The organism is Streptomyces sp. NPDC085900 (genome assembly GCF_044540925.1).
Classification (GTDB): domain Bacteria; phylum Actinomycetota; class Actinomycetes; order Streptomycetales; family Streptomycetaceae; genus Streptomyces; species Streptomyces gilvifuscus.
In genome coordinates this window covers 73,491-90,354 of sequence record NZ_JBITSP010000002.1, presented here as the reverse complement: position 1 = coordinate 90,354, position 16,864 = coordinate 73,491, and the positions used below count along the sequence as shown (strand labels likewise).

At 72.0% G+C, this 16,864-nt stretch carries 14 protein-coding genes and 1 pseudogene; 7 read left to right on the top strand and 8 right to left on the bottom strand.

Features of this window, described 5'->3' with window-relative positions; genetic code table 11:
• The first annotated feature begins 1 nt into the window (after position 1).
• The 4 genes from ACIGDI_RS05165 to ACIGDI_RS05150 all read left to right on the top strand — a co-directional run bounded on the left by ACIGDI_RS05165 (position 2) and on the right by ACIGDI_RS05150 (position 6,245).
• Positions 2 to 970, top strand: a complete 969-nt coding sequence (locus ACIGDI_RS05165; RefSeq protein ID WP_399890715.1) for a polyphosphate kinase 2 family protein — start codon at positions 2 to 4, stop codon at positions 968 to 970.
• The gene (locus tag ACIGDI_RS05160; protein WP_399890712.1) at positions 967 to 3,708 is read left to right on the top strand and encodes a cation-translocating P-type ATPase; all 2,742 of its coding nucleotides are present in this window, start codon (positions 967 to 969) and stop codon (positions 3,706 to 3,708) included. The genes ACIGDI_RS05165 and ACIGDI_RS05160 overlap by 4 nt, the downstream gene beginning before the upstream one ends.
• 27 nt (positions 3,709 to 3,735) lie before the next feature.
• Positions 3,736 to 5,544 (top strand): SulP family inorganic anion transporter, encoded by a 1,809-nt coding sequence (locus ACIGDI_RS05155; RefSeq protein ID WP_399890709.1) that lies wholly within the window; start codon positions 3,736 to 3,738, stop codon positions 5,542 to 5,544.
• A gap of 167 nt (positions 5,545 to 5,711) precedes the next feature.
• Positions 5,712 to 6,245 carry a gamma carbonic anhydrase family protein gene (locus ACIGDI_RS05150; RefSeq protein ID WP_272178748.1) on the top strand — a complete coding sequence of 178 codons (534 nt, stop codon included), beginning with the start codon at positions 5,712 to 5,714 and terminating at the stop codon, positions 6,243 to 6,245.
• Between the two features lie 3 nt (positions 6,246 to 6,248).
• On the opposite strand, the gene ACIGDI_RS05145 is transcribed toward ACIGDI_RS05150, so the two are convergent.
• The 3 genes and pseudogenes from ACIGDI_RS05145 to ACIGDI_RS05135 all read right to left on the bottom strand — a co-directional run.
• Positions 6,249 to 6,896: a DedA family protein gene (locus ACIGDI_RS05145; protein ID WP_142150111.1), complete on the bottom strand. Its 648-nt coding sequence runs from the start codon at positions 6,894 to 6,896 to the stop codon at positions 6,249 to 6,251.
• Positions 6,897 to 6,982: 86 nt separating this feature from the next.
• Complete coding sequence (locus ACIGDI_RS05140; RefSeq protein WP_399890705.1) at positions 6,983 to 7,117, bottom strand: hypothetical protein; 135 nt, start codon at positions 7,115 to 7,117, stop codon at positions 6,983 to 6,985.
• Positions 7,118 to 7,382: 265 nt separating this feature from the next.
• Positions 7,383 to 8,405: pseudogene (locus ACIGDI_RS05135) on the bottom strand (hydrolase); the annotation flags it as partial.
• A gap of 375 nt (positions 8,406 to 8,780) precedes the next feature.
• Here ACIGDI_RS05135 and galU point away from each other — a divergent pair.
• Complete coding sequence (gene galU / locus ACIGDI_RS05130; RefSeq protein WP_399890702.1) at positions 8,781 to 9,731, top strand: UTP--glucose-1-phosphate uridylyltransferase GalU; 951 nt, start codon at positions 8,781 to 8,783, stop codon at positions 9,729 to 9,731.
• 60 nt (positions 9,732 to 9,791) lie between these two features.
• Here the strand turns inward: galU and ACIGDI_RS05125 are convergent, their stop codons facing one another.
• On the bottom strand, positions 9,792 to 10,229 hold the full coding sequence (locus ACIGDI_RS05125; RefSeq protein WP_399892926.1) for a DUF4442 domain-containing protein: 438 nt from the start codon (positions 10,227 to 10,229) through the stop codon (positions 9,792 to 9,794).
• 169 nt (positions 10,230 to 10,398) lie between these two features.
• On the opposite strand from ACIGDI_RS05125, the gene ACIGDI_RS05120 reads away from it, so the two are divergent.
• Complete coding sequence (locus ACIGDI_RS05120; protein ID WP_399890699.1) at positions 10,399 to 11,685, top strand: MFS transporter; 1,287 nt, start codon at positions 10,399 to 10,401, stop codon at positions 11,683 to 11,685.
• Here the strand turns inward: ACIGDI_RS05120 and ACIGDI_RS05115 are convergent.
• The 3 genes from ACIGDI_RS05115 to ACIGDI_RS05105 form a co-directional block, all read right to left on the bottom strand.
• Positions 11,647 to 12,492, bottom strand: a complete 846-nt coding sequence (locus tag ACIGDI_RS05115; RefSeq protein WP_399890697.1) for a spermidine synthase — start codon at positions 12,490 to 12,492, stop codon at positions 11,647 to 11,649. The two genes, ACIGDI_RS05120 and ACIGDI_RS05115, sit on opposite strands and share 39 nt — an antisense overlap.
• Before the next feature lie 94 nt (positions 12,493 to 12,586).
• Positions 12,587 to 13,756, bottom strand: a complete 1,170-nt coding sequence (tuf, locus tag ACIGDI_RS05110) for an elongation factor Tu (protein WP_399890694.1) — start codon at positions 13,754 to 13,756, stop codon at positions 12,587 to 12,589.
• A 285-nt stretch (positions 13,757 to 14,041) separates the two neighbouring features.
• A complete protein-coding gene (locus ACIGDI_RS05105) occupies positions 14,042 to 14,764 on the bottom strand; it encodes a DNA alkylation repair protein (protein ID WP_399890691.1) in 723 nt (240 codons plus the stop codon).
• A gap of 49 nt (positions 14,765 to 14,813) precedes the next feature.
• Between ACIGDI_RS05105 and ACIGDI_RS05100 the strand changes: the two genes are divergently transcribed.
• Entirely contained in the window at positions 14,814 to 15,590 is a 777-nt protein-coding gene (locus tag ACIGDI_RS05100) for a TVP38/TMEM64 family protein (RefSeq protein ID WP_200698333.1), read from the top strand.
• A 16-nt stretch (positions 15,591 to 15,606) separates the two neighbouring features.
• Here the strand turns inward: ACIGDI_RS05100 and ACIGDI_RS05095 are convergent, their stop codons facing one another.
• Positions 15,607 to 16,779 carry a thiolase family protein gene (locus ACIGDI_RS05095; RefSeq protein ID WP_399890688.1) on the bottom strand — a complete coding sequence of 391 codons (1,173 nt, stop codon included), beginning with the start codon at positions 16,777 to 16,779 and terminating at the stop codon, positions 15,607 to 15,609.
• Positions 16,780 to 16,864 lie beyond the last annotated feature (85 nt).

Sequence of the window (16,864 nt, the reverse complement as noted above, 5' to 3'; positions counted from 1 at the left end):
CATGTCGGACGAACGAGCCGAGCGGATCGCCGAGTTCATCGCCCCGCTGCGGGTGAAGCCGGGATCGGAGGTCGACCTGTCCAGGGACTTCGATCCCGGCTTCAAGGCCGGCATCGGCGGCAAGAAGGACGGGCGGGAGCTGCTGCGCACCGGTGTCACCCTGCTGGCCGACTATCAGCGTCGCCTGGCCGCCGAAGGCAGATACGGGGTGCTGATGTGTTTGCAGTCGCTGGACGCCGGCGGCAAGGACGGCACGATCCGGCACGTCATGAGCGGGGTGAATCCGCAGGGCGTCCATGTGTCGAACTTCAAGGTGCCCTCCGACGAGGAGCTCGACCACGACTTCCTGTGGCGGTATGCCCGCCGGCTCCCCCGGCGCGGGGAGATTGGCATCTTCAACCGCTCGCACTACGAGGAGGTGCTGGTGGTCCGGGTGCATCCGGAGCACCTCGACCGCCAGCGGCTCCCGGACGGGGCCCGCCGCAAGGGCGTGTGGCGCCGGCGGTACCGGGAGATCAACGACTGGGAGCGCTATCTGCACGACAACGGCTTCAGGATCGTCAAGCTGTTCCTGAACCTGTCCAAGGAGGAGCAGCGCGTCCGCTTCCTCAAACGGATCGACGTGCCCGAGCGCAACTGGAAGTTCTCCGCCGCCGACGCGCGTGAGCGGTCCTTCTGGGACGACTACCAGAGGGCGTTCTCCCGCATGCTCTCCGCCACCAGCACGAAATGGGCGCCGTGGTACGTGGTCCCCGCGGACCACAAGTGGTTCGCGCGCATCTGCGCGGCCGCGGTGCTCGCCCACACCCTGATCGACATCGATCCGCAGTACCCCGAGGTCGGCGAGAAGGCCCGGCACGAACTGTTCGTGGTGAAGGAGGAGTTGGTGGCCGCGGCACCGCCCGGCGCGGCGGCCGACCCGTACGCGGCGCCGGTCGCGGACGACCGGAAGGGACGTGACCGGCGATGACCTCCTCGACCTCCTCCACCGGCGGTCCACGCGACGACGCCGAGCCGGCCCGCACCTGGTACGAGCGGTCGCCCGAGGCGGTGGCCGTGGCGCTCGGCGTGGACCCGGCCGTCGGCCTCACCTCCGCACAGGCCGCCGAGCGGCTCACCCGGGACGGCCCCAACGCGCTGCCGGAGGAAAAGCCGCCCCCGCGGTGGCGGCGGGTGCTCGAGCAGTACCGCAGCTACATGCAGATCATCCTGGTCGCCGCGGCGATCGTGTCGCTGCTGATCCAGGAGTGGGCCACGGCCGTGCTCCTGCTGGTGCTGACCGTGCTCAACGCGGTCATCGGGATGCGCCAGGAGGGCAAGGCGGCCAGCGCCATGAACGCCCTGAAGTCGATGATGCAGGCGACCGCCCGGGTCCGGCGGGACGGCACGGAGACCGAGATCCCCGCCGAGCAGGTCGTGGCCGGGGACGTCGTGCTGATCACCGCCGGGGACGACGTGCCCGCCGACGGCCGGCTGGTCGCGGCGAGCGCCCTGCAGATCGACGAGTCGGCGCTGACCGGCGAGAGCACACCCGCAGCCAAGGACACCGCGGTGGTGCGGGGCGAAGGACTGAGCCCCGGCGACCGGACCAACACCGCGTTCATGAACACCCCCGTCACCCACGGCAGCGGCACCATGATCGTCACCGCGACGGGGTCCGGCACCGAACTCGGCAAGATCTCCGGGATGCTGTCCGCGACCCCGCGGGAGGCGTCGCCGCTGACCAGGGAGCTCGACCGGCTGACCCTGTGGATCGCGGGCGCGGCCGGGCTGACCATGATCGTGATGTTCGTCCTGGGACGCAGCCGGGGCGAGGCCTGGGACGCGCTGTTCGTCAGCGCCGTCTCCCTGGCGATCGCGGCCGTCCCCGAGGCGCTGCCCACGGTGACCCAGACGATCCTGTCGCTCGGCGGACTCGACCTGGCACACCACCACGCGATCGTGAAGGACCTGCCGTCGGTGGAGACGCTGGGCTTCACCTCGGCGATCAACTCCGACAAGACCGGCACGCTGACGCTGAACCAGATGACCGCCGTGGAGGTCGTGGACGCCTTCGACCGCTACACGGTCTCCGGCACCGGCTACGGCCTGGAGGGCAGGGTGCACCACGCCGCCGGCCGCTCGCCGGACATCGAGGACGCGATCCTGCCCTACCTCGTCGCGAGCGACGCCAAGCTGGTGGACGGCAAGGTCTTGGGCGATCCCACCGAGGGCGCGCTGCTGGTCCTGGGCCACAAGGCCGGACTCGACGTCGAGGCGACGCGCGAACGTTTCCCGCGACTGGCCACCCTGCCGTTCGACCCCTCGTACAAGCTGATGGCCACCTTCAACGCGGCCACGGACGGCCGCGGCCGGCCCGTCGTCCGCTGCTTCGTCAAGGGCGCGGCGCCCGCGGTGCTGGGACGCGCGTCCACCGCTCTCTCCGCCGGCGTGTCCATCCCCTGGGACGCCGACCTCGACAAGCGGGCGCACGCGCAGATGGAGCGGATGGAGCGGGCGGGCCGACGCGTGATGGCCGCTGCCGTGCGCGACCTGGACCCGGCCGGTTTCTCGGCCGACGATCTGCTCGCCCACGTGGAGAACCTTCAGGTGGCGAGCCTGGTCGGCATGGAGGATCCGCCGCGCGAGGAGTCCAAACAGGCGGTGGCGGGCGCCCAGGCCGCCAACATCCGGGTGCGCATGGTGACCGGTGACGACGTCATCACCGGCGCCGCCATCGCCGAACAGGTCGGCATCGAGGGAGAGGCGATGCTCGGGTCCGACTTCGCCGCCCTCTCCGAGGCGGAGCGGCTGGAGCGCATCGACGGCATCGGCGTGATCGGCCGGGTCGCCCCCGAGCACAAGGTGCTGCTCGCCGACACCCTGAAGAAGAAGGGTGACGTGGTGGCGATGACCGGGGACGGCGTCAACGACGCCCCCGCCATCAAGGCCGCCGACATCGGGATCGCCATGGGCTCGGGCACCGAGGTGGCCAAGAACGCCGGACGGCTGATCCTGTCCGACGACAACTTCGCCACGATCGTTTTCGCGGTGGAGCAGGGCCGCAAGATCTACGACAACCTCACCAAGTACATCCGCTTCGTGCTGGTGCTGCTGGTGGTGTTCGTCCTGACCTTCCTCGGCGCGTCCCTGCTCGACATCGCGGGAGGGGAGCCGTTCACGCCGCCCCAGGTGCTGTGGATCCACTTCTTCGTGAACGCGGCCTTCGGCTTCGCCCTGGGCTTCGACCAGGTCAGTCCCGGGCTGATGGAGCGCCGGCCGAGGCCGCGCGGCGAACCGGTGATGACGAACCGCCTCATGGTCACGGTGGGCCTCGCCGGACTGGCGATCACCATCGGCCTGCTGTCGATGATCAAGCTCGGGGAGACGCGCTTCGACAGCGCGGCCGTCGGCAACTCGATCGCGTTCACGTCGTTCGCGTTCTGCCTGATCGTGGCCGCCCTGGAGTGCCGCAGCGAGACCGAGACGGTGCTGACGACGTCGACCTTCGACAGCCGGCAGATGAACCGGGCGGTGTTCGGCGAGTTCGTGCTCGCCGTGCTGGCGACCCAGACCGACGTCTTCAACCGGCTGCTGGGCACCACTCCCCTCACCCTGGGGCAGTTCGGATGGGCGCTGCTGCCGGCCCTCGCGCTGCTCGGGCTGTGGGAGGCGGGCAAGGCCATCGCCCGACGGCGCCGGCCCACGGCTGCCCTGCCGACCGGCTGAGCCGCCGCACGCCCTTGGAGGACCGCCATGCCGGGTGACGACACCAAGGCCCGCTTCGTCCCGCCGGGGCTGCGCATCCTCCTGGCCTACCGGCGGGACTGGCTGGTCAAGGACGTCGTCGCCGGCGTGGTGCTGACCACCTTGCTGGTGCCGCAGGGCATGGCCTACGCCGAGCTGGCGGGGCTGCCGGCGATCACCGGTCTGTACACCTCGGTGCTCTGTCTGCTGACCTACGCGGTCTTCGGGCCGTCACGCATCCTGGTGCTCGGCCCGGACTCCTCCCTGGGGCCGATGATCGCGGCGACGCTCGTGCCCCTGATCGCCTCCGGCGGCGACAGCGCACGGGCGGTGGCGCTCGCCTCGATGCTCGCGCTGATGGTCGGCGCCATCACGGTCCTCGCCGGGGTGTGCCGGCTGGGCTTCATCGCGGATCTCATCTCCAAGCCCACCATGATCGGCTACATGAACGGGCTGGCGCTGACCATCCTGATCGGCCAGTTGCCCAAGCTGTTCGGCTTCAAGACGGACGCCGACGGGCTGATCGGCGAGTTCGACGCCTTCGTCCGGGGGCTGGCCGACGGCAAGGCCGTGCCCGCCGCGGTGGCCGTGGGAGGCGCCGGGATCGTGCTGATCCTGGTCCTGCAACGCCGGCTGCCCAAGGTGCCGGCCGTCCTGGTCATGGTGGTGCTGTCCATCGCGGCCGCCTCGGCCTTCGACCTGGGCAAGCACGGGGTGAGCCTGGTCGGTGAACTGCCCCGCGGATTCCCGCCGCTGACGTTCCCCGACGTCCGGCTCGACGATCTCGCCCCGCTGTGCGCCGGAGCCCTGGGCATCGCCGTGGTCTCGCTGGCGGACACCATCTCCAACGCCTCGGCCTTCGCCTCCCGCACCGGTCAACAGGTGCGCGGCAACGAGGAGATGACCGCGATCGGCGCGGCCAACATCGCCGCTGGGCTGTTCCAGGGGTTCCCCGTCAGCACCAGCGGATCACGCACCGCCGTGGCCGAGCGGGCCGGGGCCCGCAGCCAGCTCACCGGCGTGGTCGGCGCGGGGCTGATCGTCCTCATGCTCGTCCTTCTGCCGGGGCTGTTCCGCAACCTGCCCCAGCCGGCCCTCGCCGCGGTGGTCATCACCGCCTCGCTCTCGCTGGCCGACCTCCCCGGGACCGCGCGGCTGTGGAAACAGCGCAGGGCGGAGTTCATGCTGTCGATCGCGGCCTTCCTCGGCGTGGCCCTGCTCGGTGTCCTCCCGGGCATCGCGGTCGCCGTCGGCCTGTCGATCCTCAACGTCTTCCGCAGGGCGTGGTGGCCGTACAACACCGTGCTGGGGCGGGTGCCGGGGCTGCCCGGCTACCACGACGTGCGGTCCTACCCCGAGGCCCAGCAACTCCCGGGCCTGGTGATCCACCGCTTCGACGGCCCCTTGTTCTTCGCCAACGCCAAGGCGTTCCGCCACGAGGTGATGCGGCTGGCCGTCGCGGACCCGGCGCCCGTCTGGGTGGTGCTGGCGGCCGAACCCATCACCGACGTGGACACCACCGCGGCCGACGAGCTGGAGGAGCTGGACGAGGCGCTCAACGAGCGGGGCACGAGCCTGGTGTTCGCCGAGCTCAAGGATCCCGTGCGGCGCAAGATCGAGCGCTACGAGTTGACCCGCACCATCGACCCCGCCCACTTCTTCCCGACCGTCGAAGCGGCCGTCGCCGCCTACCGCGAGCGGACGGGTGCGGAGTGGACGCCCGTGAGGGACGACGGGCACCCGACGGGTACCGCGGCGACTCCGCCGGGCGGCGACTGGACCCGCCCGGCGGCGCCGGAGAACACGGCCGGCACCTGACGCCGCCTCCACGGACCGTGACCGGTACGGCGCGCCCACGTGAGGAAGCCGCCCACGGCTCGCGGCGGCCCCCTCCCTGTCCCTCAGGGGCTGACGCGTGGCCCGGTGCGCTCCCGTGGTGGCTCATCGCCTACGGTGCGTGCTGTACCGACGAGGAGGAGAGACCGATGACGCACGAGGCGCTGATCAGGGGTATCGGCGGCAGGGAGCCCAAGATCGACGGGGAGGCGTTCGTGGCGCCGACCGCTTCGGTGATCGGGGACGTGACGCTCGAAGCCGGAGCGAGTGTCTGGTACGGGGCGGTGCTGCGCGGCGACGTCGAGCGGATCTCCGTCGGGGCCCAGGCCAACATCCAGGACAACTGCACGCTGCACGCCGACCCCGGGTTCCCGGTGAGCATCGGGCAGCGCGTGTCGGTCGGTCACAACGCGGTGGTGCACGGGGCGACCGTCGGCGACGACTGCCTGGTCGGGATGGGGGCGACCGTGCTCAACGGGGCCGTGATCGGCGAGGGCTCGCTGGTCGCCGCGCAGGCGCTGGTGCCGCAGGGGATGCAGGTGCCGCCCGGCTCACTGGTCGCCGGTGTCCCCGCGAAGGTCAAGCGGCAGCTGACGGACGAGGAGCGCGAGGGCGTCACCCTCAACGGAACGCTGTACGCGTCACTGGCGACGGCCCACGGCGAGCTGTACGAGAAGCCGTAGCCGTCAGTCGGCGGCCGGGACGGGCTCGGGCTCGGCCGCCTGCTGCTGTGCCGCCTTCTTCGCCCGGCGCCTGATGACCAGCATCGACGCCAGGCCGACGAGCACCGCGGCCACCAGGCCCAGGTAGGAGAAGCGCTTCAGCCAGTCCTCGGCGACGATGCCGACGTAGTAGATGACCGCCGTCGTGCCGCCCGCCCAGCAGATGCCGCCGAGGACGTTGGCTATCAGGAACTTCCAGTACGGCATGTGCAGCACACCGGCGAGCGGACCGGCGAAGATCCGCAGCAGGGCGATGAAGCGGCCGAAGAAGACGGCCCACATGCCCCACTTCTCGAAGGACCGCTCGGCCGTGGCCACGTGCCCCTCGCTGAAGTGCCTGGGGAACTTCGCGCCCAGCCAGGCCAGCAGCGGCCGGCCGCCCTTGCGGCCGATGGCGTAGCCGATGGAGTCGCCGACGACCGCGCCGAGGGTGGCGCAGGCGCCGAGGATCACGGGATTGACGCCCGAGTGCTGTGAGGACAGCAGGGCCGCCGAGACCAGGACGATCTCGCCGGGCAGCGGGATGCCCAGGCTCTCCAGACCGATGACCAGCGCCACCACGGCGTAGACGGCCGCGGCCGGCACGGTGTCGAGCCACTCCTGGACGTGCAAAGCCGGTTCCTCCCGGTTCGTGACCCTCAATTCGCCGTGTTCCCGGCGTGCGCCGCACGGGGGTGCACGCCGGGAAGCCTACCGGGTCAGCCGGCGGCGAGGCGGTCCCAGAGGTCGCAGTGGTGCTCCTTGCGCACGGTGGTGCTGAGGGTGTCACCGCCCTTGGAGGCGGTCCTGAGGGAGAGGTCCGCCCCGAGGGAGCGCCGATCGGTGCCGAGCACCCATCGTGGCGCTTCGGATCCGATGAGGACAATGTGCGTGCGGCGACTTCCACGCGGACGCGCCGCAGCTCCCCCGCTCGGAGCTCGAGCCTGCCGTAGCGCCCAACACCCGTACCGCCTGGTCGAGTCGGAGGTCGGGCGAGCGTCCGACGTAGGCCTGCGGCACGGCGGCGCGCCCGCACAGGAAAAGGAACGGTGCGGGCGCCGACGGCAAAGGAGGGCGGGGCCACCCCGAGCAGGGTGACCCCGTCGGCTAGTGCATCTGCGCTCCCCAGGTGGCGTGGGGAGCCGGGACACCGTTGTCGTCGGTCCAGCCCTTGGCCACGAGAACCGTCACCAGCAGGGCGAGGGCCGTCACTCCGACGCCCAGGGCGATGACCGTGGCGCGCTTGGCCGAGGGAGCGGGGCGGTGGCGGCCGCCGCCCGGGGGCCGGGCGCCGGGGCTGCCCGGTCGCACCAGTCGGTCCCCGCCGCGTCCGGGCCGGGAGTCGAGGTAGCGCTGTGCGCCCCAGCCGAGCACGGTCTCGGCGAGCAGCACGTCGAGACCGCCCTCGAAGTGGCTGAGCTGCTCGGCGGCGTGCCGGCAGTAGCGGCACTCCGCCAGATGCTGCTGGACGTCCGGGAGCAGGGCGCCCCCGCGGCGTATCGGGACGTCGAGGAGCCGGTTGTAGAAGCGGCATTCCCGGCCGGGCGCGAGTTCCCGGTGGGCGCGTACACAGCCGACCCGGAATTGCTCGCGCGCCTGCTCCAGAGCGACCGCCGCGGTGGGCGCGTCCACGCCCAGCAGACCGGCTGGTATGGTTATGGGTTCCGCCTCGACCTCGGCGTGCCACAACAGGCATTGGGAGGCCCCCGGAAGAGCCCTGAATGCCCGTTCGGCGAGCTGCCGCCTTTCGGGCGTCACGGACCGTGCGGCCCGCAGCCCACGGCCGCCGGTCGGTTTGCGGAGTTCCGGCAGCACCAGGGAAATGCGGTCGTCGGCGACCCACTCCTTGACGATCTCGCGCACCGCCATCAGAATTTGCGGCCGCAGTGCGCCGCCGTTCGGCCGGTCGAGCACCCGATGGAATGCGGCGGCCGTGACCATGGACGCCGGGTCGTCCGCTCCGACGAGACAGACGACGGCGTAGTCATATGCCGCTCGCCAGTGCCTGGCCAGCAGCAACGCGCCCGCGTGGACACCCGCGGCACCGCGGTTCAGTTGTGCGACGAGGTTGCGGTCGGACTCTCCCGGACCCGATCCGGGACGCGGCGGATAGGGGGGACGTGGGGGGTAAGGGGATTGCACTGAACCGATTCCTTCCAAGCCGCAGGAAGACGTACGGAATTCGCGGGTTCACCGAAAAGCGGGGACCTGATTGGTGCGTACCTATGCGCGTCAAGTGCCGGGACCGCTATAGGGCCGTTCACTTTCGCACAATTGATGCATGGGAAACAAGAAGTTCGAGTGACCGAAGTTCAAAACCGCGAAAGTTCAGATAAGTTACCCGCGGTATCCGCACCGGCATTCGATAAAACGGTCGCACCGCCGCCAAGTTGTGTGGGGAAAAAGGCGACCGGCGCACGAAACCTTCAAGTTCTGACGTTCCGTCCGGCCGGACCCACAGCGTCCTCCGAGGTTTCTCCCGGGGCGCTCTCATCCGCGTCGGCCAGCATGGGCCGCATGATCGCCCCCCACGCCACGAGCGCCCCCGCCTCCGTCCGTACCGTCACCAAGGCCGTCGTCCCCGCCGCCGGGCTCGGCACCCGCTTCCTGCCCGCGACCAAGGCCACGCCCAAGGAGATGCTGCCGGTCGTCGACAAGCCGGCCATCCAGTACGTCGTCGAGGAGGCGGCCGCGGCCGGGCTGGACGACGTCCTGATGGTCACCGGCCGCCACAAGCGGGCCATCGAGGACCACTTCGACAACGCCTTCGAGCTGGAGCAGGCCCTCGCCGCCAAGGGAGACACCGTACGGCTGGACTCCGTGCGCGATCCGGCCCGGCTGGCCAACATCCACCACATCCGCCAGGGCGAACCGCTGGGCCTCGGCCACGCCGTCCTGTGCGCCCGCCGCCACGTCGGCGACCAGCCCTTCGCCGTTCTGCTCGGCGACGACCTGATCGACCCCCGCGAGACCCTGCTCAGCCGGATGCTGGACGTCCGCGACCAGTACTCGGGCAGCGTCGTCGCCCTGATGGAGGTGGCTCCGGAGCAGGTCCACCTCTACGGCTGCGCGGCCGTGGAGGCGACCGGCGAGGACGACGTGGTCCGGGTCACCGGCCTGGTGGAGAAGCCCTCGCGCCAGGACGCGCCGAGCACCTACGCCGTCATCGGCCGCTACGTCCTCGACCCGGCCGTCTTCGACACCCTGGAGCGCACCCCGCCGGGCCGCGGCGGCGAGCTCCAGCTGACCGACGCCCTGCAGGAACTGGCCGCGGGCGGCACGGTGCACGGCGTCGTCTTCGACGGACTGCGCTACGACACCGGCGACAAGGCCGACTATCTGCGTACGGTGGTCCGGCTGGCCTGCGAGCGGGACGACCTGGGTCCCGAATTCGTGGCCTGGCTCAAGGAGTTCGTCGCGGGACTGGAGAGCCGCACCGCCGCGGAACGGCGCCGGTCGGCGGCCTGACAACACGGCGCGGGGCCCGGGCGGCGTACGCCCCGGGCCCCGCGCCGAACCATTCCCGCCTCAGCCGTTGGGACGCAGCGTCCAGACGACCGTCATCTCGCCGGTGACTGCGCCGTCCTCGCGCCTGAGCTCGATCGACACGGGGAACTCCGGGCGCTGCCCGGCGTCCAGCTCGGCGACCACGTCGGCGGCCGGACGGCCGAGGGTCGCGGTGGCGGTGACCGGGCCCATCGCCAGCTTCCGGTAGGCGATCTCGGCGCTCACGGCGAGCGGCACGGCCCGCGAGAGCTGCTGCCCGAAGGCCGCCAGCACGATCGTCCCGCTCGCGGTCTCGCCGAGGGTGAACATCGCGCCGGCGTGCGGTCCGCCGACGTGGTTGTGGTACTCGCTCTGGTCCGGCAGGACCACCACGGCCTTCTCCGGCGTGGTCTCCAGGAACTCCAGGTTCAGGGTCCGGGCCATCGGCACCGTCGCGGCGAGCATCTCGCCGATCGACATCTGGTCTGCGCTCATGCGGGGATGTTACCCATGAGTAGCAGCGAGTGGCCAGATCCGTGCGATGGTCGTTCGCCACACCGAGCCGGCCGCCGCGCGGTCGCGAGGTCCGGGCCGCGGACGCCGGGGAAACGGTTTGGCAGGCGGCGCCACCAGCGGGGATAGTCAGCCGGTGACCCCTGCCTCCGCACACTCCCCCGGCCCCCCGGCGGCCCACCGCAACTACAGCCTGCTGACCGCCGCGGCGGTCGTCACCAGCCTCGGTGGCAACGGCGCGCTGATCGCCGCCGCCTTCGCCGTGCTGGACGCGGGCGGTGACGGCGGTGACGTGGGTCTGGTGGCGGCCTCCCGCACACTGCCCCTGGTGGTGTTCCTGCTGATCGGCGGGGCGGTGGCGGACCGGCTGCCCCGGCATCGCGTGATGGTCGCGGCCAACGCCCTCAACTGCCTGTCCCAGGCCGCGTTCGCCGCGCTGGTCCTCGCCGGGCAGCCGCAGCTGTGGCAGATGATGCTGCTGACCGCGCTGGGCGGCACCGGCCAGGCCTTCTTCAGCCCGGCGGCCGAGGGCATGCTGATGTCGTCGGTCCAGGGGGAGCACGCGGGCCGCGCGTTCGCCGTGTTCCGGATGGCGATGCAGGGAGCGGGCCTGGGCGGAGCCGCGCTCGGCGGCGCCATGGTCGCCGCCCTCGGGCCGGGCTGGGTCCTCGCCGCGGACGCGGCGGCCTTCGCGGTCGCGGGCGCGCTGCGGGCCTTCCTCGACGTGAGCCACATCCCCCCGCGCGAGGCGGGCGGCGGCATGCTCGCCGATCTGCGCGAGGGCTGGCGGGAATTCTCCGGACGTCCCTGGCTGTGGGGCATCGTGGTGCAGTTCTCGATCGCCAACGCCGTGGTCGGCGCCGCCGACGCCGTCTACGGCCCGCTCGTCGCCCGGGACGACCTGGGCGGCGCGGGACCGTGGGGGCTGGCGCTGGCCTGCTTCGGCGCCGGCACGGTGGCCGGTGCGCTGCTGATGACCCGCTGGAAGCCGCGCCGCCTGCTCCTCGCCGGCACGCTGTGCGTCTTCCCGCTGGCCCTGCCGTCGGCCGCGCTCGCCGTCCCGGTCCCCGTCGGCGCGCTGTGCGCGGTGATGTTCCTGTCCGGCGCGCTCGTCGAGGTGTTCGGGGTGTCCTGGATGACCGCCCTGCACCAGGAGATACCCGAGGACAAGCTCTCGCGGATCTCCGCGTACGACTGGTTCGGCTCGGTCGCCCTGGTGCCGCTCGCCACCGCGCTGGCCGGTCCCGCCGAGGAGGCCTTCGGGCGTACGGCGTCGCTGTGGGGCTGCTCCGCGCTGGTCGTGCTGGTCACGGCGGCCGTGCTGACCGTGCCGGACGTGCGCAACCTGCGGCGCCGTACCAAGGAGGTGGCCGTCGGGAGCGGTTCAGCCGATGCCGAACGCCCCGTCGGGGGGCTCGGGTGACGGTACGGCGTCCTCGTCCCGGACGGGCCGTGCGCCGCGCATGAAGTCCCGTACGCCCTGGCCGTGTTCGACCCTGGCCGGGAAGGCGTCGGAGGCGGAGAGCCGGGCCAGGGCCAGTGTGTCGAGGGGGCGGTGGGAGGCGGCCAGCACCGCGTTCCCGAAGCGGCGGCCGCGCAGCACGGCCGGTTCGGCGATCAGCACGAGTTCCTCGAAGACCGTGGCGAACGTGGCGAGTTGGGAGCGCAGGAAGTCGAAGGGCGCGGCGTCGGCGAGGTTGGCCAGGTAGACGCCGGTGTCGCGGAGCACCCGGCCGGCCTCACGGGCGTAGGCGACGGAGGTGAGGTGGGCCGGGACGCGGGAGCCGCCGAAGACGTCGGCGACGACGACGTCGGCGGACCCGTCGGGGGCGGCTTCCAGCCAGACGCGGGCGTCGGCGGCGTGCAGCGCGATCCCGGCGTCCTCGGGCAGGGGCAGGTGCTCCACGACCAGTTCCAGCAGTGCGCGGTCGGCCTCGACGACGTCCTGCCGGGAACCGGGCCGGGTCGCGGCGAGGTACCGGGGCAGGGTCAGCGCGCCGCCCCCGAGATGCACCACGTCCAGCGCCCGCCCCGGCTCGTCGACGACGTCCAGCACATGTCCCAGCCGCTGCGCGTACTCGAACTCCAGGTACGCCGGCTCGTCGAGGTCGACGTAGGACTGCGGCGCCCCGTCGACGGTCAGCAGCCAGGCCCGATCGCGGTCGACGTCGGGCATGAGCTTGGCGACACCGAGGTCGGTGGCCCTGCTGACGGGGATGGGTTCGGTCACTCCTCCATTGTGCGGCCGGGCAACGCCCCCAAGGGGCGCGGGGGGACCGCGCGACCGGCCGCAACGGCCCCGCGGTCCCCCACACACCCCGGCCTCACTCCACGGTGGTCACGGTCCCCGCGCCCACGGTCCGCCCGCCTTCCCGGATCGCGAACCCGAGGCCGGGCTCCAGCGGTGTGTCGCGCCCGAGCTCGACGGTCATCGTGACCGTGTCGCCGGGCCGCGCGACGGCGACGTCACCGAGGTCGACGTCACCGACGACATCCGCGGTCCGGATGTAGAACTGCGGCCGGTACCCGCTCGCCACCGGGGTGGTACGTCCGCCCTCGCGCGCCGACAGCACGTACACCCGCGCCGAGAACCGCCGCCCGGGCACCACGCTCCCCGGCGCCGCCACCACGTGCCCGCGCCGCACGGCGTCCCGTGGGACGCCCCGCAGCAGCAGCGCCACGTTGTCCCCGGCCTGCGCCTCGTCCATGGGCCTGCCGAAGGTCTCCAGGCCGGTGACCACGGTCTCGACACCGGCGCCGAGCACTTCGACCCGGTCGCCCACGCGCACGGTGCCGCGCTCGATCGCGCCCGTGACCACCGTGCCGCGGCCGGTGATGGTGAGCACGTTCTCGACCGGCAGCAGGAACGGCGCGTCCAAGTACCGCTCCGGCATGGGCACGTACGTGTCCACCGCGTCGAGCAGCGCCTCGACGGCGGACGTCCAGCGCGGGTCGCCCTCCAGGGCCTTCAGCCCCGAGACCCGTACGACGGGCACGGCGTCGCCGCCGTAGCCGTGCGCGGTGAGCAGTTCGCGGACCTCCAGCTCCACGAGGTCGGTCAGCTCCTCGTCGCCCACGTCGGCCTTGTTGAGGGCGACGACGATGTGGTCGACGCCCACCTGCCGGGCGAGCAGGACGTGTTCGGCCGTCTGCGGCATGATGCCGTCGAGGGCGGAGACGACCAGGATGGCGCCGTCGAGCTGCGCGGCTCCGGTGACCATGTTCTTGACGTAGTCGGCGTGGCCGGGCATGTCGACGTGCGCGTAGTGCCGGGTGTCGGTCTCGTACTCGACGTGCGCGATGTTGATGGTGATGCCGCGGGCGGCCTCCTCCGGGGCGCGGTCGATGCGGTCGAACGGCACGAAGGTGCCGCTGCCGCGGTCGGCCAGGACCTTGGTGATGGCGGCGGTCAGGGTGGTCTTGCCGTGGTCGACATGGCCCATCGTGCCGATGTTCAGATGCGGTTTGGTGCGTACGTACGCCGTCTTGGGCATGGCTGAGTACCTCGAAGCCTCTTCGAAGGAAAGCGGGGACCCCAAGGACTCGCCGACCCTCCCCCTGCGGGGTCCGCCGGACGATCCGGAGAGGGTCAGCTTCGGGCGCCGTCGGCTGCGGCCGGGGAGATCAGGACGGCAGCCTTCGGAGCATCCGCGACTGCGGATGCTGCGAGGAGGAAGGCGTGCCGGAACATGGGATCGATCATCGCCGACGGGCCGCCCGGCGTCGAATGGTTTTCCCAGGTGCGCCGCGGGCCCGGGCGTCGCCGCGCTCCGGCGCGGCTACGTCCCGATGTTCTTCAGCGCCTCACGCACCGTCAGCGGCGCGAACCGTCCGCGCTCCCGCGCCACGAAGTCCCGTACGGCCTCCGGGTCGGTCCTGGCGTACTCGCGCAGGGCCCAGCCGATGGCCTTGCGGATGAAGAAGTCGGGGTGGCCGGACTGGCGCAGGCAGTAGGCGAAGAGGCGTCGGGCGTCGGTGCGTTCCTTGTAGCGCAGCTGGTGCAGGAGGGCGGTGCGGGCGATCCACAGGTCGTCGTCGGCGATCCAGGCGTCCATGTCCGCCGTCAGCGCGGGGTCGGCCGCCACCAGGGCGCCCACGACGTGCGCCGCGAGCAGGTCGACCGTGTCCCACCAGGAGCGCGTGCCGACGAGGTGGCGGGCGACGGGGAGGAAGGCCGAGGAGCACACGCGCGCGTGGCGGCGCAGACAGTCGACGGCGAAGTACTGGTACTCGCGCTCGGGCAGCCGCCAGCACCGCAGCGCGATCGCCGCGCAGTCGGTCTCGTCCGGGCGCGGCAGACCGTCCACGACCACGCGGGACAGCGCGCGGCGCACGGGTGTGGTGAGGCCCAGGAAGGGGGCCACGTCCTTCATGTACGCGCGCATGGGCGCGGCCCGCGCGGGGTCGGCCGCGTCGGCGTAGACGGCGGTCAGCCGCTCCAGCACTGTGTCGGCGAGTGTGCTGAACGGCACATCCATCGTGACCTCGTCCGTGACGCCCATGCGACGAACCATACGGCGATCACACACACCGGTCGGTTAGTGTCACCGGATGCTCGATGCCACCACCCGCTCTGGGGGCACCGCCACGGCCTCTCCCCGGGCCGCCGCAACGGAGCTCGCCGTCGCCACCGTCCCCGCCTCAGCCCCGCCCGGCCCGGGCGCGCGCAGCGCACGCGTGCTGCTCTCGCCGTGGTCGCGGCTGTCGCTGCTCGTCCTCCTGCTGGCCGCCGCCGCCACGTGCGTGCTGCTGTTCGAGCCGCAGAGACTGCTCGCGCACGGCTGGCCGCCGCAGCTCGACGGGGCCACGGCAGCCGTGGTGTTCGCCGGGGCGTACGGGCTGTGCACCGTGGCGTTCGTGCCGCGGCCGCTGCTGAACCTCGCGGGGGGCGCGCTGTTCGGCTCCCAACTGGGTATCGGCACGACCCTGGTGGGCACGGTCCTGGGGGCCGGTATCGCCTTCGGCCTGGGCCGGGTGCTGGGGCAGGACGCGCTGCGCCCGCTGCTGCGGGGTCGGCTGCTGAAGGCGGCGGACGGACAGCTCAGCCGGCACGGCTTCCGCTCGATGATGGCGGCCCGGCTCTTCCCCGGGGTGCCGTTCTGGGCGGCGAACTACTGTGCCGCCGTCTCCCGCATGGGCTGGGTGCCCTTCCTGGTCGCGACGGCGCTCGGCTCGATCCCGAACACCGCCGCGTACGTCGTCGCGGGCGCCCGCGCCTCGGCGCCGACGTCTCCCGCCTTCCTGATCGCGATGGCCTGCATCGCCGCACCGGCCCTGGTGGGCGCGGTGGTGGCATGGCGCAAGCGGCATCACATCCGGGGCCGTTGACCGCCCGTACGGCTCCCTACACGGCGGCTTCCAGGATCATCGCGTTGGCCAGACCGCCCGCCTCGCACATCGTCTGCAGGGCGTAGCGGGCGCCCCGCGCGCGCATGGCGTGCACGAGGGTGGTCGTCAGCCGGGTGCCGCTGGCGCCCAGCGGATGGCCGAGGGCGATCGCCCCGCCGTGCACGTTGACCTTGGCGAGATCGGCGCCGGTCTCCTGCTGCCAGGCCAGGACCACGCTGGAGAAGGCCTCGTTGACCTCGAACAGGTCGATGTCGTCGAGACTCAGTCCGGCCCGGCGCAGCACCTTGTCGGTCGCCGGGATCACCCCGGTGAGCATGAGCAGCGGGTCGGAGCCGGTCACCGCGAAGCTGTGCAGCCGGGCGAGCGGGCGCAGGCCGAGGCGCGCCGCGGTCTCACCGGACGTGATGAGGACGGCGGAGGCGCCGTCGTTGATCGGGCTGGCGTTGCCCGCGGTGACGTTCCACTCGATCTGCGGGAAGCGCTCGGCGAAGTTCGGGTCGTGGTAGGCGGGTTTGAGGCCGGCGAGGATCTCGGTGGTGCTGTTGGGCCGTACGCACTCGTCTCGGGTGACGCCCTCCAGCGGTGCGACCTCGGCGTCGAACAGGCCCTGGTTCCAGGCGTCGGCGGCCTTCAGGTGCGAGGAGACGGCGAAGGCGTCCATCCGCTCGCGGGTGATCGACCACTTGGCGGCGATCAGTTCGGCGCTGATGCCCTGCGGGACCAGGCCCTCCGGGTAGCGCTCGGCGACTCCGGGGCCGAAGGGGTCCTTGCCGGGCGGGACGTTGGACCACATCGGCACCCGGCTCATGGACTCGACCCCGCAGGCGACGACCATGTCGTACGCCCCGGAGAGCACGCCCTGTGCCGCGAAGTGGACGGCCTGCTGGGAGGAGCCGCACTGGCGGTCGACGGTGGTGGCCGGGACCGTGTCCGGGAAGCCCGCCGACAGCACGGCGTAGCGGGTGGTGTTCATGGCCTGCTCGCCGACCTGGTCGACGGTGCCGCCGATGACGTCGTCGATCAGCGCCGGGTCCACGCCGGAGCGCTCGACGAGGGTGCGCAGGGTGTGGGCGAGGAGTTCCACGGGGTGGACGTGCGCGAGGGCGCCGTTCGGCTTGCCCTTGCCGATCGGGGTGCGTACGGCTTCGACGATGACTGCGTCACGCATGGTGCGGGCCTCCGGGACAAAGGGTCGACGGGGTCGACGGGGACGACCGACAGGCCTACCGGTCGGTAGGAAATCCGAACTCACC